Source organism: Paenibacillus sp. Soil724D2, from assembly GCF_001427935.1.
Lineage (GTDB): Bacteria > Bacillota > Bacilli > Paenibacillales > NBRC-103111 > Paenibacillus_E.
The window spans coordinates 386876-403937 of the sequence record NZ_LMRY01000012.1; the positions used below are offsets into that span (position 1 = coordinate 386876).

Here is a 17062-nt window from a genome sequence, read left to right on the forward strand (position 1 = left end):
CGGAAATTGTGTAGAGTTGCGTGAGAAGTTCCAGCACATCAAGAGTGAGGGGGGCTATGATGTGAGATTCTGTTTGTACGATGAACAAAAGGCATCTGTTCTTTCCGTCATGGACAAACTTGGGGATGCAATCAAGACAACGGTGCAAGAACGCGCGAAAACGAGCGTGAGAATTTACCCTCTACTTACTCGTGAGGAGTATGAAGCTTACCCACAGTCATTTCGCGGGGTTGTGAATGGACGTTATTATCTGCTGTACTCTCTGAACGAAGACATGGAGAGCACGTACGATCAGATAATTATTGACTGAAACATATAATGTTCTTTTAGAATGGAAAGGATGATTCTGTTATGGAAGATAACTACAATCTGTTATCGAAGAAGGGAGCTTGGGGAGATCAGGGGGACGGCACTTATGTCAATCCTGTCTTGCCGGGAGATTATAGCGATCCGGATGTGATTAGAGTCGGAGATGATTATTACGGTATCTCCTCTACTTTGCATTGCTCTCCGGGGATGGCGATACTGCATTCCAAAGATCTTGTTAATTGGAGAATGATCGGGCATGTTGTGGATGATTTGACGAGTATCGGCCCTGAATATAACTACAATCGAATGAACCGTTATGGCAGAGGAGTCTGGGCGGGCGCGATCCGATTCCACAAGGATAAATATTGGGTGTATTTTTTCACGCCCGATGAAGGATTGTTTATGAGCACGGCTGCCGATCCAGCGGGACCTTGGGAACCGCTTCATCAAGTTTGGGAGGTTAGCGGCTGGGACGACTGCTGTCCGTTTTGGGACGATGACGGACAAGGCTACTTTGTTGCCACTAATTTTGCCGATAACTATAATATCCATTTATTTAAATTAAGTGAAGACGGCAAAGAACTATTGCATGACAGCGATACGATTATTCATCAGCACAAAGGGAGCGAAGCCAATAAGCTCTATAAAATAAACGGAACCTACTATTTTTTCCACAGCGAGGTTCGCTGTGAGGAAGGCATTGAAGTCAGAGTCGTCATGATGTTAAGGGCGAAACATATTTATGGGCCCTACGAGGAGAAGGAGATTATCCATACGCATGGCAAGGATGTAGACCGGGAGCCGAATCAAGGTGGACTTGTCCAGACCGTTTCCGGTGATTGGTATTTTATTTCGCATCAAGGAACGGGCGAGTACGAGGGGAGACCGCTTCACTTGCTGCCCGTAACGTGGATTGACGGATGGCCGATCATCGGAAACGATACGGACGGTGACGGAATCGGGGAGATGGTATGGGGAGGCAGGAAGCCCATAAGCGGACATCCCGTAACGGTTCTTTCCACAAACGACGATTTTGACAGAGCGGTGCTTGAGCCGCATTGGGAATGGAACCATCAGCCGCGAGCCGACAAATGGTCGTTAACGGAAAGGACCGGTTATTTGCGTCTAAACGCATGCCAACCCATCGATAAGGACAATTTCTTTACCGTATGCAACATAATTTCGCAAAGAGCGTTTAGAACGGTTCACAATGAGGTAACCGTTAAAATAGAGATCAGCGGCATGGCAGACGGGCAAGAAGCGGGGCTTTGCCATTTTGCACAAACCTATTGCATGATTGGCGTACACCAACAGAATGGGACAAGGGTTCTGAAATTTAACCATTCGGGAACGATGGAATGGGGACCGGAATTATCAGGTTGCACCCTATGGTTAAGGTCTGTGTGGAACTTAGACGGAATCAGCCAGTTCGAATATAGCGTCGATGGGGATCATTTCACGAGCTTTGGAGGCGCCTATCAGCTGGGGTGGGGGAATTATAGGGGAGATCGGATCGGGTTATACAGCTATAACTGCGAGAGTGAACAGGGTTATATTGATGTAGACCAATTTTGTTATGAGATTGCAGGAGAAATGTAACCATGACGAACACACACTGGAGGCTATGATGAAAACGCCATTGTATCGAGACCCTATTTATGACGGAGCAGCGGATCCGGTCGTTATTTGGAACAGAGAAGCCAAGGAATGGTGGATGATTTACACAAACCGCAGGGCAACGGTGGAAGATCGTCGATTTGCCTGGGTGCACGGCACTGATCTCGGTGTTGCTTCATCCAAAGATGGGAACGATTGGGTTTACCGGGGAACACTCCCGGGGCTGGACATCGAGTGGGGAAGAAATACATTCTGGGCGCCTGAGATTTACTGGCATGAAGGCATTTACCATATGTATGTCACTTATATTCAAGGGGTACCTGAGGATTGGGTAGGTCGGGCGGACATGCTCCATTATACAAGTCCAGATCTCCTCAATTGGACGTTTCAGTCCAGGCTGGATATCAGCGAGACAAATATTATAGATGCTTGTATTTACCGTCTCCCTAACGGCCTGTTCAGAATGTGGTTCAAAGAAGACAACAACACCTACGCCGCCGACAGCAAGGATCTATACCATTGGGAACGTGTAGGGCTGATTATTGAGGGACGGGGACATGAAGGGCCTAATGTCTTTCAGTTCAAAGAATATTATTGGTTAATCGTGGACGAGTGGAGAGGGCAAGGTGTATACCGATCGGATGATTTGATCGACTGGGAACGGAACGGCCTCATTCTCGATCAGCCAGGCTCGAGGGAAGATGACGGCACAATTGGCTTGCATGCGGATGTAGTCTGCTCAGGGGACGAAGCCTATATCTTTTATTTCACCCATCCGGAAAGATTAACCGGGCAAGAGCCTCCTTCCTACACCTACGGAACACGGCGTTCCTCCATACAAGTAGCCCAATTGGACGTTGTTGACGGTAAGCTGGTATGCGACCGAGACCGGCCGTTTGAACTGAAGCTTATGCCTCCGACCTGCGAGTAAGCAAACCTGAGATCGTTTCGATTATTCGGTATGAACAACGAGTAAGATTCTGAATTAGAAGGAAAGGAAATCAACATGAAAATACAATTTCAGTCCCCCGCCGTTTATTGGACGGAAGCCCTTCCCGTTGGAAACGGAAGACTTGGCGCGATGATATTTGGCGGAGTTGAGAAAGAACGCATTGCATTGAATGAGGACACGCTTTGGTCCGGTTACCCTAAAGATTGGAATAATCCGGGGGCCAAAGACGTGTTGCCGAAGGTGAGAGAGCTTATTGCCCAAGAGAACTATGAGGAAGCGGATCGTCTCTGCAAGGAAATGATGGGTCCCTATACGCAATCCTATTTGCCTTTCGGAGACTTTCGTTTCGTGATGCATCATGGCGATGTGAACCACCAATACAGCCGGAAGCTTGATCTGTCAACCGGCATCGTGACGGTTACCTATAACGTTGGCGGCGTTCAGTATACCCGAGAAACATTCGCTTCTTATCCCGATCAATCCATTGTCGTGCATCTGACGTCGAGCAAGGAAGGGATGCTCGATTTTCGGGCCTGGCTGGACAGTCCCATTCATTATGCATCGTCCTTTGATGCCGATCAAAAACAATATATGATATCCGGTACAGCTCCTGAGCAAGTATGGCCCAGCTACTACAACTCGGAAAATCCCATTGTTTACGGCGCGCCTGAGTCATCAAAAGCTTTGAAGTTCCACGGCGGATTGGCTGTGGTGCATCAAGGCGGGACGTTGAAGGTTAATGCAGACGGTTTGTACGTTGTCGGAGCGACCAGCGCGACCTTGTTTTTCAGCGCAGCCACCTCCTTTGACGAAAGAATTGGCGCGAGCCATTCCGAACGGGATCCGCGGAAAATCACAACGGATGCCATCCAGGCTGTTAGCGGTATGACGTATGAGGAGATTCGAAACCGGCATCTTGACGATCATCGCAAGCTGTTTGACAGAGTTGCCTTGTCTTTGGGAGAGTCCAAAGCTCCCTCCGATATGCCGACCGATCGGCGAATTGCTGAATATGGCAGCAGCGATCCGGGGCTTGTGGAGCTTTTGTTCCATTATGGCCGGTACCTGATGATTGCAAGCTCCCGCCCGGGAACCCAGCCTGCCAATCTGCAAGGCATATGGAATGAGGAAACGAGAGCGCCATGGAGCAGCAACCACACGCTTAATATTAATGCCGAGATGAACTACTGGCCAGCAGAGTCTTGCAATATGGCGGAAATGCACGAGCCGTTGATTGATTTTATCCACAGATTGGCATTGAATGGAAAGAAGACTGCTGAAACGAATTATGACGCAAGAGGGTGGGTGGCGCACCATAATTCGGATCTTTGGGCCCAGACGGCACCGGTTGGCGATTATGGCGATGGAGACCCGGTATGGGCGTACTGGCCGATGGGAGGCGTATGGCTGACCCAGCATTTGTGGGAGCATTATGCTTTCAGCGGGGATGAAGCGTTTTTACGGGAAACCGCGTACCCCATCATGAAGGAAGCGGCATTATTCTGTCTGGATTGGCTCATGGAAGATCAAGACGGTTATTTGATTACTTCGCCTTCCACCTCTCCCGAGCTGAAATTCCGGGTTGGCGATAAGCGCCATGCCGTAAGCGCAGCGGCGACCATGGATCTGTCTCTGATTGGCGAATGTTTCTACAACTGCATCATGTCTGCGAATCTGCTTGGGATTGATGAAGATTTTGCAAAGACACTGGCAGAGAAGAAGCAAAAGCTGCTGCCGCTTCAAATCGGCAAGAACGGTCGATTGCAGGAATGGTTCCAAGATTTCGAGGAGGAAGATGTCCATCATCGTCACGTCTCTCATCTTGTAGGGGTTTATCCGGGGCGTCTGATTACGGAGCAGTCTGCTCCCGATCTGTTCCGAGCTGCGAAGACATCGCTTGAAATAAGGGGAGACGGGGGAACGGGCTGGAGTCTGGGTTGGAAAATCGGCCTATGGGCAAGATTCAAGGACGGCAACCGCGCTGAGCGGTTAATCTCGAATTTACTGTCGCTCGTTAAGGAAGAAGATTCGATTCATCGTGGCCGAGGCGGTGTTTACGCCAATCTGTTCGACGCACATCCTCCTTTCCAAATCGACGGAAACTTTGCCGCCACAGCGGGGATTGCAGAGATGCTGCTGCAATCGCATCAAGGCTGCTTGGAACTCCTGCCGGCGTTGCCCGATGCCTGGAAAGACGGATATGTCAAAGGCTTGCGGGGTAGAGGGGCGTATGAGGTCGAACTTGAGTGGGAGAATGGCGTATTGTCAAAGGCGGAAATCGCCGTTTCCATAACACAGACCTGCAAAGTCCTCACCAAGCAAAAAGTCAGGATTACGCAGGATGGCGAAGAAGTTGCTTATTCTGTTATGGGGAACGGATGTATCGGGTTCCATGCTGAAAGCGGTAAACGTTACGTGGTATCGACCGTTTGAAGACTTTTGTCTTTAAACCCACACAGACAGACATCATATCCATAAAGGGGAGGACTTTATTTTGACAGTACATAACAGCCAATATTCAGGTTACCTTTTGGTACATTTTATCGGGGAGCAGCTTGAGGGTGAACAGGTCTATTTCTCTTATAGTGAGGACGGCTTGCATTGGAAAGACCTGAACGCGAGCTTACCGGTTCTACGTTCGGAACTAGGGGAAAAGGGCGTGAGGGATCCGTTTATCGTGCGCTCGCCTAAGGAGGACAAGTTTTATCTAATTGCCACGGATCTCCGCATTGCAAACGGAAAAGGCTGGGACACTGCGGTGAATGCTGGAAGCCGGGACATTATCGTATGGGAATCCGCTGATCTGGTGCACTGGTCTTCATCGTGGGCAGTCACGCTTGGCGTACCGGGTGCCGGCTGCGTCTGGGCGCCGGAGGCCATTTATGACGAAGCCGCGGACGAATTCCTGGTGTTCTGGGCCTCCGCGACGCAGGAGCCGCAGGAAATAGAGCGGAAACAAAAGATCTATAGTGCCCGTACCAGGGATTTCCGCAGCTTCACAGCGCCTGAAAAGTATATTGAACGGGATAACCATATCATTGATACCACGATCATTGCCCATAATGGTACCTACTACCGTTATTCCAAGGATGAAACGACTAAGAATATCCGGGTCGAAAAAGGCACATCACTGGAAAAAGACTCTTTTACCAATCTGTCCGCTCCTGCTTTGGAGGAATTGTTAGGTGTGGAAGGGCCGCAAATTTTCAAGCTGAACGACCGCGAGGAGTGGTGCCTTATTGTGGATCGCTTTGCGGAAGGAAAGGGCTACCTCCCCTTGCTGACCTCCGACCTTGAAAGCGGTGAATTCCGGGTTCTGCCGGAAGGGTCGTTCAATTTGGGGAAAACCAAGAAGCGCCACGGCGGAGTCCTCCCTATTATCGCTGAGGAATGCAGCCGCCTTCTGGCAGTGTTTGGCGACGGCCATCAGGTGCTGCCCGGACAATTCGCTGACCCGGATCTTGTGAAGTTCGGCGACTGCTATTACCTTTATCCCACAACCGACGGCTTCACGGGCTGGTCGGGCACGCAATTTCATGCGTTTTCTTCGGCTGACATGCGCATTTGGAAAGACGAAGGCGTGATTTTGGATCTTGCGACGGAAGATGTACCCTGGGCTGTCGGCAGCGCATGGGCACCAGCCATCGCCATAAAAAATGGTAAATATTACTATTATTTCTGCGGCAAAATGGAAAGCGGAGAGTGCGCCATAGGTGTTGCGGTTGCCGAGACTCCGGCAGGCCCATTTCGCGCGCAGCCGCAGCCGCTTATTACCATGGAACAGATGAAGCGTCTTGGTATCGCCATGGGCCAGACCATTGATCCATCCGTCTTTATTGAGGATGACGGTACGGCTTACATGCTGTTTGGAAATGCACACCCTGCAATCGTACAGCTCGGCGAAGATATGGTAAGCGTCATTGAGGATACGATGAAGAATCTTGCCGGACTGCACGACTTCCGGGAGGCGGTCACCGTTCTGAGGCGCGGCGGGCAGTATCACTTCACTTGGTCCTGCGATGACACCGGCAGCGAGGATTACCACGTGAACTATGGCACGGCGGAGCATCTTTACGGTCCAGTAACTTACCGCTACCCGGTTCTTGTCAAAAATAAGGAAAAGGATATGCTCGGCACCGCTCATCATTCGATTCTCCAGGAGCCGGGCACCGATAAGTATTGGATTGCGTATCACCGGTTTGTAACGCCGCTGACCCGGTTTACACAAGGAAAAGGCTATCACCGCGAAGTCTGCATAGACCCCCTCACCTTCGGCGAAGATGGGCTGATGCAACAGGTGAAACTGTAGAGGATGCTATGTAGCCCTAACCCAAGTATTCAGGCGTAATAGGAAAGGTTCGCTTTCGTGCCGCTTCTCTCCTTTATCGGGAACGAGGCGGTTCTTTATATGTTACAGGTGCATCTACAGAAAAGTAGAAACGGGAGGTTGAAGCAAGAAATGTTATAGGGGCTTTGAAAATGATCTGGGGGAATCGTATGTACGCTTTTTGCAACAACCAACGTATTTATCTTCCGTTCAGACTGTACGCAACCCAGATGAGCCCTGTTGCCTTAGTGCACAGGTTTTTTTTGAAAATTACAAGGAATAAGGGAAAAGTGATATATACGCACAACCGCTGGCATTGTTAAAATTATATTAAAGTAAGCGCTTACCAGAATGAGACAACTGGATAACAGATCATGAAGAGATCAGTCCGGGAATGGCAATAATAATCAATCAGGAAATTACTAAGAAGAAACAAATACAAGAAACAATCACCATGCGAGGAGGTTAAGAAGATAAATTTTTAAACAATTTAGAAAGCAATTACTCTTATTCTAGCAACAGCATCACCAGTAAAACCCCACCCATATATGATCAATTAGATTGATATATTTGTTAATCTACGCGGTCCTTGGGTGGAAAATGTAAATGTATTATAGTAATCCCCAAGAATATGCAGAATAACGCCATCAATTTTAAAATGGGAATGGAGATCGCATATGAAAATTAAGGTAAAAAAATTGTTATCATGTATAACAACAATTGTAATGATAACACAGCTATGTTTAACCGTTTTGCCGGTTGCCGTTAAGGCAGAAACAACTTCGATTTTTACAGATTATCTGCCAACGATTACAGAGGTAACCGATGAAGCCGGGTTTACACATCCTGGTGTAGGACTCACCAAAGAGCTTCTTGAAAACGTTAGAACGAAGGTAAGGGCAGGAGCAGATCCTTGGAATTACTATTTTAGCGGAAAATTTTATAAATGAGAGGAATCTTCTCTAAATACATAGTAGCGCAGCGATGATAATCTAAACAAGAGAAACATTATGACATTAAGGGGATGATCTTACATGAAGTTCCAAGAAATGAGCGGAAGTTTAACAATTGAACAGCTGGATATCTATAAGCGGGAAGGATATATTATCTTACCCGATCTATTGACGGAAGCAGATATGGCACCTGTTAAACAGGCGATGACGGAGAAAGTGTCCAGGATTGCTAATGAATTGTACGATGAAGGTAGGATTGAGGACAAACTGGAAGATCGACCGTTCGAATTCAGATTAGCAGAATTGTTTCAAGGTCTGGCGGATCAAGATTTCTTGAAGTACGGGAGAGGATGGAGAGACAGAATCCCTGGGTATTATCATTTAATGAGCAGCCCAAAAATTCTTGATGCCGTCGAGTCACTGATCGGTGGAGAAATATTCAGCAGCCCAGTCTACAATGTCCGTCCGAAGGTGCCCGGCGTTGCCGCTGGAGCCGTTCCCTGGCATCAAGACAAATCCTATTGGCCTGATGCCAATGCCAACCCTGTAATCACCGTATGGATCTCGTTCGTTGATGCAACGTTGGAGAACGGGTGCCTCCATGTGAAGCCAGGAACACAAGGGTCCAAGCTGCTGGAGTGGCACAGGGAAAGCCATACCGGCACTGGATATACAGCGCTTCATGAAGACCAGCTAGGCAAACGGGAAACGGTAGCGCTGCCGGTAAAAGCAGGATCGGCTATTCTATTCAATGATCGTCTGCTTCACATGTCCACACCAAATAATTCGGATGGTGTTCGTTGGAGCGTTGATTTAAGGTATCAGCCGACGGATCAGGATCCCATGCTTTCCCACGGATTTGGGTTTCTGGCACGTAGTATCAAATTTCCAGATAAAGTTGCAACGTTGAAGGATTGGCTGATGGAGAAAATGGAGCATGGAGCATGATCGCTCGTACAATTTAACGCAAATTTGCAGATCGACGATCTTCCTCTTTATCTTTCATAATAAATCGTGTATGATTTATGATATAACAAGAAAATGACTTGCCGTTATGTACTAACCGATGAAATTTATTCATAGATCAAGGAACGAATCCGTAGTTAATACGGTGCCATTTAAAGGGATGTATGTGGCCGAAATGTCACTGCAAGAGCTGGATGAGATGTTCGAAATTCGGATCGAACTGGAAGGTTTGGCGATTAAGAAAGCAGCCCCCAAAATACCAAGTTCAGTTATAAAGGAACTCGAGCAGGCTATGCAAACATGGTCTAGTAGAAAACCGAATGAATACGAAGAGAAAATTCGATTCAAGCATATAAAAACAATCGCACATCCGGACTAGAAACTATTTTGTATAATTTTTTTGGAATAAATCATACATGATATATGATTTGGAATAGGAGGTATGTCAATGAATTTAGCAGGAAAAACGGCGATCGTAACAGGTGGCGGATCGGGTATTGGCGAAGCAATTGTCCGCTTGTTCGCTTCCCAAGGTGCAGCGGTCGTCATTGCCGACTGGAATGAGAAGGAAGCAGCGCGATTGGCGGATATATTAACCTCTTCCGGACTTCAAGCTGCAACGGTGAAAGTCGATGTTTCTAAAGATGCGGATGTCCAATCGCTTATTCAAGAAACCGTACAACGCTTTGGACAGGTGGATATCCTCGTCAATAATGCAGCTGTCATTTTGCCGAAATTCTTAGAAGATGTGGAGGAAGCGGAGTGGGATCGTCTCTTCAACATTAATTTGAAGAGTGTGTACCTTACGGTCAAACATGCGCTGCCATATTTAAGGAAAACGAGAGGATCGATTGTCAATATGGCCTCGCTGAACGGTCTGGTCGGACAAAAGATGAATCCCGTTTATGCCGCAACCAAAGGAGGAGTCGTCGCCATGACCAAGGCATTAGCCCTTGACTATGCGCCCGATGGCATCAGAGTGAATTGTATATGTCCAGCTGGCGTCTCGACGCCACTTCTGCAGCAATGGATTGGGGAGCAGGATGATCCGGCTGCCACGGTTCAGATTTTGAATGATATGCATCCAATCGGTAGACCCGCAACTTCAGAGGAAATTGCTCAAGCTGCGCTGTTTCTAGCAAGCGCTCAATCCGGTTTCGTTACAGGTGTTGCTCTTCCCGTCGATGGCGGAGCGTCACTTGGTTACTAATACATATTAATATCATACAATCAAGGAGATGGAACACATTAAAATTACAAAAGTGGAAAGTTTTGTTCTGCATGTGCCGATTACACCGCCAATTACAGATGCGATTAATATCGCAACACACTGGGGTTTAGCCGGTGTTCGTATCTTTACGGATGAAGGCTTTATCGGATATGGATACACAGGTACGTGTGCCCATGGCGATGATATGATCGTGGATACGATCGATAAATACTATGCACCACTGCTGGTCGGCAAAGATCCGTTTATGGTTAGAGAGCTATGGAATGACATGCGTTTTGGCAAAATGCATTGGATTGGCAGATCTGGCGTAACCCATATGGCACTTGCGGCTGTAGATATTGCGATCTGGGACATTATGGCAAAATCCGTGGATAAACCACTGTGGCAGTTCCTTGGGGGAGCTAAATCACAACCGATTAAAGCCTACAATACAAATGGCGGTTGGTTGAACTGGTCGAAAGAGCGTTTGGTTAAAGATTGTGCTGACATTGTAGAGTCAGGCTTTACGGGTGTTAAGATCAAAGTTGGTAAACCGGATTCGCGTGAGGATTATGATCGTTGTAAGGCAGTAAGAAAAGCGATCGGTGACGATGTCATTTTCATGGTTGACGTCAATCAGCAATGGAACATCAATACGGCTATGACTTGGGGAAAAAAGCTGGAAGAATTTGATTTGTTCTGGCTGGAGGAGCCACTGAATCCAGATGACATCTTGGGTCACAAAAAGCTCGCGGATGCGCTAAATGTTCCGATTGCTCTTGGGGAGCACGTGTATAACAAATATGCGTTCAGAGATTATATTCACCAAGGTGCCATCGAATATTGCCAAGTAGACGTAACGCGTGTTGGTGGTATCACAGAATGGCTGCAAGTGGCAGGCCTCGCTGCTTCCTATGATGTGCCAATCTGCCCGCATGTCGGCGATATGGGTCAAATTCACCTACATCTAGTTGCATCTACGCCAGGCGCTATCATGCTTGAATACATCCCGTGGATTCGTCATATTTTTGAAGAGCCAGCAACCGTAAAGGATGGGCATTATGTATTGCCTCAGATGCCAGGTGCTTCGACAACTATTCTTCCAAGATATTTCGAGGAATATCGGATTAGATAACCGTACGCTTTAAAATAGAGTACTATACAAGTTAATTATTGGACAGAGAGCAATCCTCTCTGACCGTACTTCTCTATTCGGGAATCCTACCGGAACAGCTCACCATTAGTCCTGTATAACATAAAAAATGCCCGACAATTGCTGTCGGGTATTTTTTCGTGTTAATATTCCGTTGTTTTCGACTTCAGTCGATACTCAGTAGGCGTTGTTGCGAACCTCTTTTTAAATAAGGTGAAAAAGTGCTTCTTGTTCTCCCAACCGATTTTCTCGAGGATTTCATCAATATTCAGGGACGTACCCTTCAGCAGCTCAGACGATTTGACAAGTCTGACCTCCGAAATGTAATCAGCGATAGAACGAGAGAGATGTTCCGGAAACATCTTCCCAAGATAAGCAGGAGTGATCTTGAATTGATCAGCAACGAGATTCGCGGTTAATGATCTATCCATGTAATGGGTATTGATAAATCGACACGCATTCGAGACAACAATTTCGGATTTCTCATCCCGATTTTGTACAATTTTAGCCACAATGGTTTCCATTAAATTCATGAATTCCAGATTGATTTGTTCAAGCGTTTCCAAAGATTTGATCTTGTTATCGAAAGAAACGAAGTCCAGTGCAAATGAAATGGTTCCATTCTTTTCCATGAGATTAATTGCATTGAATATACTCGATGACAAGTAGGATAAGGCAAACATGATGTTAGATGGTGTGCCAACTTAACCTGAGAGGTTACATTGGCAGGCTCATCTTTCATATGTGAATGTAGGTGAAGAGGTACTCTCCTTCCAAGGGCATTACAATGCAAGGGGGCTGCAGCTCTTAAATGATATGGATTTGTGTTCACCCGATGATGATCTGTATCCAACTTATTTGCGAGCTGTCGCGGATATACTGCCAAGGCCAGGTGTTGAAGGCGTTACTACGATTGCCGAAAATTATTTGATTGAAAAAACTGTAATTAAAGCCAATTAATAAGAATATTGAAGGGGTGATTAGGATCAAATAATGCTTTGTATAATTATGCATTCGTAGAATTATTTCTAAATATTTTTTCAAACGAATTCTGCAACAAACACTCATGTTCGCCGTGGGCTAGTTTAATTTCTAAACAATTCTGAAACAGAAGAAACGGAGGATCGCGGATTTGCGGGCTCCGTTTTCTAATTAATTCTGGAATATCACATTGAGAAAGTTTCCAGAGTTGTTGAGACTGGATTTTCGGAATTTATGAGAAATGAATAATTGTGTGTTGTCATAATTTTTGAGAAAATTTTCAGAATTAGTGAGGATAGATTCTCAAAATTGTTGAGAAATCTATAATAATGCATTAACATACAGGAAGTAGTTTATCCAAGTCTTCAAAAGTAGTTATTAAACCAATTACGAGACATGTGGAGTGCTATTCACTCTAAGTTTGGAACGGAAATAAAGGGAAGTAACGGTGGAAGCCCTTCTCATAAAGGGCTTTTGTTTTGATGTGAACACTCAGGGAGGCAAATCATCCGATACAAATTTCTAGTTCAATCGTTAGTACTAGTAAGGCCATTTTACTTCATAGGAGCGTCAGAAGGACCATGATAAAGAAAGAACTCGCACATATTCGCAAGCAGCTTAAGTTGGATCACGACATGCTTGAAATTTTCAACATTCTTAACGTGTATATCATGAAGGAAAGCAACGAGATCTATCATTACGAGCGTCAGCCGTTCGCCCTATTGGACAGGGAGAAACAGGAACTATATATGGCCAATTTCAAAAAACTGCTAACCGGCGAATTGGATCAGAAGATGTTCGAGTTAAAGTTTCAGGATGAAGCGGAGAGGCCTTCACAGGTGCTTCTCCATCAAGGTTTAGTGACCGGTAATCCGGAAGAATGGCAAGATCTGATGCTCCTGTTGGTGGAGAAAATGTTGGCGGATACCAAATATGAACGGGATACGGTCATTACTTTTGTCCAAGGACAATATTTTAAGCCGACCAAGATCAGGAATGAAGAGGCTGAGGAGAGCGAAAAGGACGAGATGTTCGCGAATCCGTTCATTCTGTGCAGTGTGAATTCCACTGAGCAACAGCGGAAAACTCTCATGTTTGATTACGTCGAGCGGGAATTCAAATATAATGTCTTCGTAGATCCGATCATTAAATTGAACTCGCCGGAGCAAGGTTTTTTCTATCCAAGTGTGACGGACAACTATTCCGACATGAATCGCATTCTGTATTGCACGGGTAAAGCCAACGAACCGAATTTGCATTTCATCGAGCAAGTTTTGAATGCCGAGAAGACCGTGACGGCGCAAGAAGAGAGAGCCATTTTTGAGGAAATCGTGAAAGAAGTGGCGGGAGATCAGCTCGACGCTTCAACGATCGCTCACGTGTACGAGGAAATTCATCGGGTCATTGAGACTAACGAGGAGGAGGAACCTCCGAAGTTGGACTATAAAGATGTGGAACGCATGCTAACAGTGAGCGGCGTGGAGAACGTGACGTTGGAAAAGGTGGAACGAGCGTTTCAAACGGTCGTCGACAACAAAAACTATGAACTCAAAGCAAGCAGCGTCATTCCGAAGTTCAATTCGAAATCGATTAAGATTGATACGAAGATCGCCACGATTTCAGTGAGTCCGCAAGATTTAAAGTACGTGAAGCAGGTGAATTATCAAGGAAAACGATGCATCTTGATCGAGGTCGACGAAGACGCCGTGATCGAAGGATTTACGCTCAGTACGGAGACGTTGTAGAGTAGAGAAACGTTCACGGGTATTTATTAATACGATTTTATCGTTCTCAGAAGCAAAGATAGTCGATATCGGCAGCTTGTTCAACTAACACAAACCGATTGCTCAATAAAATACCAAAACAGGCTACCGCAGATTTATTCTCGGTAGCCTGTTCCGCTAACGGGCAGGTTAGTTCCAATATGTGTTAATATAGTTTATGTAAGACCAATAAATTAACGGCTAACCCAGGTGATTTGTATTCGTTTAACCCACGAATTTTTCCTTCTAAGCAACGATTTTGATTTGAATGACAAATATGAGATTATACGGGGTGTAAAAAAACGCCGGTGACCTTAAGCAGGTGGCCGGCGTTTCCATATTAGCGTTTCGGCATTTTGCTCTCATCCATGTACAGCAGGTTCCAGCGGTGACCGTCCAGGTCGGCAAATCCTGCGCCATACATCCAGCCGTCAATTTCACTCGGTTTGCCAAAGATGCTTCCTCCGGCAAACTCTACTTTTTGAATAAAGGCATCTACTTCTTCTCTGCTTTCAGCACCAATGGAAAATATTACTTCTGCGCTATGGGAAGTATCTGCGGTTTTTGAACCTGTGAATTTCTCAAACGCCGCATCCGGGAACAGCAGAATCGTTGTTTGGCCTATGGCAAGCTTGGCTCTCTCGTTACCAAAGCTCACCGCATGGAATCCAATCTCATTGAAAAAGGCAGTTGAGCTCTCAACATCTTTGACTGGCAGGTTAATCCAAATCTCCTGTGACATGGCTGTAGCCTCCTGGAATATATTTCAACTAGTCCTACTATACTCTACTTCTGCCAGCAGAAGCGAATCTTATAAAAGAAAACCGCAAGGTATAACATTCCTGTCATGCATTCTGCGGTTTCTAAACTTATTTACTTGTCTGCTCCAGCATCGTCTCCGTCAAGGTATCTGTCCAAGAATGGATTCCGCATCAAAGAGAAGTACGTTTTGTAATCCAGCGGATTGACATTTCACTACAATGAACTTTAAATTATAAACTGAACGTCAGAGAATAAGCAGGGATAAAATGAAAAATGGAGGTATTATGAATAAAAGAGAACGGATTAAAACAATCTTTTTATATGGTGTTTTCATTTGTTACATAGTTTTTTTAATTAAATTATTGTTCTTATCAAGAATTTCACTTTTGGAGATGTTTAATAGTCAAAGGACTTTAAATAGGTCAATCAATCTTATTCCTTTTTATAGTATAAAGGAATATATACTTAGCGGTTCTGCGACTATAAAAAAATTCGCTTTTAGTAATGTGGTTGGTAATATAGTTATTCTTATTCCTCTTGGTACTTATTTGTCATTATTCAAAAAGGACAAAAGAGTAATAACCAATTTGTTGTTTATATTCTTTGTGAGTTTATCTGTTGAAATCACGCAGGGGCTCTTAGGCATTGGAACATCAGATATTGATGATATAATTTTAAATTGTTTGGGTGGATTGATTGGTATTTTAGGGTATAAGTTTTTAGCGTTTATATTACGAGATGAGAAAAAAGTACGTACCGTAATCACAATAATATCTGCTATAGGATTGCCTGTTATATTATATTTATTATTCATGATGAGATTGAGACTCTAGATTGCGCCGACGCAGAACGCTAGTGTAATTAACCAGGGAACAGTTCGCTGTGGCCGGCAGATTGTTCTCATTTTCTTGTAAAATAACTGACAGGATAGTTTAGTAATAATTAACACTTATCAACTACGACAGTAACACGACATGTTATAGTAGTCATGGATACAAATACCAGTTGATGGGGTGTAGACGTTGAGCGAACAAAATATCTTTACTATTGATTGTAAGGATGTCTACCTTAGAGAGTACATAATTGATGATCTGGATCAATTTCATTCTTTAACATGGCAACCTGAAATAAATGAATACTTGCCTGGTTGGAATGTATCTAAAGAACAGCGGAAAGATTGGTTAACGAATTATGAAATACCTGGAAACAAACAGTTTCTAAATACCGTATCCGAAGGTGGGGTCATAGGTGAGCTTCGCCTTCGGATGGGAATCATATTGAAAGCATCGGGAGATTTTATCGGTTGGTGCTGTACAGGAATTAAAGAGGAATTGCCGAGTCCAAACCGAGAAATTATGTTTGCAATCTCAAATGATCATAGAAGCAAAGGTTATACCACGCAAGCTACAGAAGGGTTAACCAAGTATTTATTTGAGAATACGAACGTTGAGATGCTCAATGCGCTTGCTCTTATACGAAACATACCGTCAAATAGAGTAATACAAAAATGCGGGTTCATTTTTCAAGGAGTTATCGAGTTAGATAACGAGAGATATAATTATTACAAGCTTGGTAAAAGTGAGTGGGGAGTTAAGGTGTAGTTCATTAAGCTAACGAAAAACGATACTTCAATAAATCAGCGGCTGAACAGGAGGAGGCTGCCGACAGTATTGGATCGGCAGCCTTCTCAACTAAACATTCCTGTTAGTCCTAAGAATTGGACTTTGAAAGAAAAGGAGCGCCTCGGTATGATGGGTTTGTCAAAGGGTATAACCCAACACCATCAAGGNCTAAACATTCCTGTTAGTCCTAAGAATTGGACTTTGAAAGAAAAGGAGCGCCTCGGTATGATGGGTTTGTCAAAGGGTATAACCCAACACCATCAAGGAGGCGCTCTTATTATGAAGTTTAAGCAATCTGACGGTCAAAATCAACGGATCGAACGAATTTCCACGACTCATCTCATTGTGGGAATCGATATAGCGAAAGAAACACATGTCGCACAAGCAACAAATTTTCGAGGAATCATACTTACTAAGAGGCATCTTTCTTTCTCAAATACAATTGAA

Annotated in this window: 16 protein-coding genes; 14 read left to right on the forward strand and 2 right to left on the reverse strand. The window is 45.1% G+C overall.

The window, feature by feature from the left end:
* Positions 1-61: 61 nt before the first annotated feature.
* The 10 genes from ASG85_RS14730 (at position 62) to ASG85_RS14775 (ending at position 11469) form a co-directional block, all read left to right on the forward strand.
* Complete coding sequence (locus ASG85_RS14730) at positions 62-310, forward strand: hypothetical protein (RefSeq protein ID WP_057306834.1); 249 nt, start codon at positions 62-64, stop codon at positions 308-310.
* Positions 311-351: 41 nt separating this feature from the next.
* Positions 352-1908, forward strand: coding sequence for a glycoside hydrolase 43 family protein (locus ASG85_RS14735; protein WP_156390240.1), 1557 nt, complete (start codon positions 352-354; stop codon positions 1906-1908).
* Positions 1909-1933: 25 nt separating this feature from the next.
* Positions 1934-2857, forward strand: coding sequence for a glycosyl hydrolase (locus ASG85_RS14740; protein WP_235550129.1), 924 nt, complete (start codon positions 1934-1936; stop codon positions 2855-2857).
* 75 nt (positions 2858-2932) lie between these two features.
* On the forward strand, positions 2933-5311 hold the full coding sequence (locus tag ASG85_RS14745; protein WP_060646651.1) for a glycosyl hydrolase family 95 catalytic domain-containing protein: 2379 nt from the start codon (positions 2933-2935) through the stop codon (positions 5309-5311).
* Positions 5312-5372: 61 nt separating this feature from the next.
* Entirely contained in the window at positions 5373-7187 is a 1815-nt protein-coding gene (locus ASG85_RS14750) for a family 43 glycosylhydrolase (RefSeq protein WP_060646652.1), read from the forward strand.
* Between the two features lie 695 nt (positions 7188-7882).
* Positions 7883-8155, forward strand: coding sequence for a hypothetical protein (locus ASG85_RS14755; protein WP_057306830.1), 273 nt, complete (start codon positions 7883-7885; stop codon positions 8153-8155).
* Positions 8156-8239: 84 nt separating this feature from the next.
* Positions 8240-9106 carry a phytanoyl-CoA dioxygenase family protein gene (locus tag ASG85_RS14760; RefSeq protein ID WP_057306829.1) on the forward strand — a complete coding sequence of 289 codons (867 nt, stop codon included), beginning with the start codon at positions 8240-8242 and terminating at the stop codon, positions 9104-9106.
* A 118-nt stretch (positions 9107-9224) separates the two neighbouring features.
* Positions 9225-9503 (forward strand): GntR family transcriptional regulator, encoded by a 279-nt coding sequence (locus ASG85_RS14765; RefSeq protein WP_156390239.1) that lies wholly within the window; start codon positions 9225-9227, stop codon positions 9501-9503.
* Between the two features lie 69 nt (positions 9504-9572).
* A complete protein-coding gene (locus tag ASG85_RS14770) occupies positions 9573-10334 on the forward strand; it encodes an SDR family NAD(P)-dependent oxidoreductase (protein WP_057306827.1) in 762 nt (253 codons plus the stop codon).
* A gap of 28 nt (positions 10335-10362) precedes the next feature.
* Positions 10363-11469: a mandelate racemase/muconate lactonizing enzyme family protein gene (locus ASG85_RS14775; RefSeq protein ID WP_235549440.1), complete on the forward strand. Its 1107-nt coding sequence runs from the start codon at positions 10363-10365 to the stop codon at positions 11467-11469.
* A gap of 161 nt (positions 11470-11630) precedes the next feature.
* Here the strand turns inward: ASG85_RS14775 and ASG85_RS14780 are convergent, their stop codons facing one another.
* Positions 11631-12119: a helix-turn-helix domain-containing protein gene (locus ASG85_RS14780; RefSeq protein ID WP_162257260.1), complete on the reverse strand. Its 489-nt coding sequence runs from the start codon at positions 12117-12119 to the stop codon at positions 11631-11633.
* Between the two features lie 112 nt (positions 12120-12231).
* Between ASG85_RS14780 and ASG85_RS37860 the strand changes: the two genes are divergently transcribed.
* Together ASG85_RS37860 and ASG85_RS14785 are read left to right on the forward strand one after the other, a co-directional pair.
* Positions 12232-12447, forward strand: coding sequence for a hypothetical protein (locus ASG85_RS37860; protein WP_156390238.1), 216 nt, complete (start codon positions 12232-12234; stop codon positions 12445-12447).
* A 602-nt stretch (positions 12448-13049) separates the two neighbouring features.
* Positions 13050-14213, forward strand: a complete 1164-nt coding sequence (locus ASG85_RS14785; protein WP_057306825.1) for a DUF4317 domain-containing protein — start codon at positions 13050-13052, stop codon at positions 14211-14213.
* A gap of 358 nt (positions 14214-14571) precedes the next feature.
* Here ASG85_RS14785 and ASG85_RS14790 read toward each other — a convergent pair whose 3' ends face one another.
* Entirely contained in the window at positions 14572-14973 is a 402-nt protein-coding gene (locus ASG85_RS14790) for a VOC family protein (protein ID WP_060646655.1), read from the reverse strand.
* Positions 14974-15277: 304 nt separating this feature from the next.
* On the opposite strand from ASG85_RS14790, the gene ASG85_RS14795 reads away from it, so the two are divergent.
* Positions 15278-15826 carry a VanZ family protein gene (locus tag ASG85_RS14795; RefSeq protein WP_060646665.1) on the forward strand — a complete coding sequence of 183 codons (549 nt, stop codon included), beginning with the start codon at positions 15278-15280 and terminating at the stop codon, positions 15824-15826.
* Between the two features lie 189 nt (positions 15827-16015).
* Complete coding sequence (locus ASG85_RS14800; protein WP_060646656.1) at positions 16016-16594, forward strand: GNAT family N-acetyltransferase; 579 nt, start codon at positions 16016-16018, stop codon at positions 16592-16594.
* Positions 16595-17062: the final 468 nt, after the last annotated feature.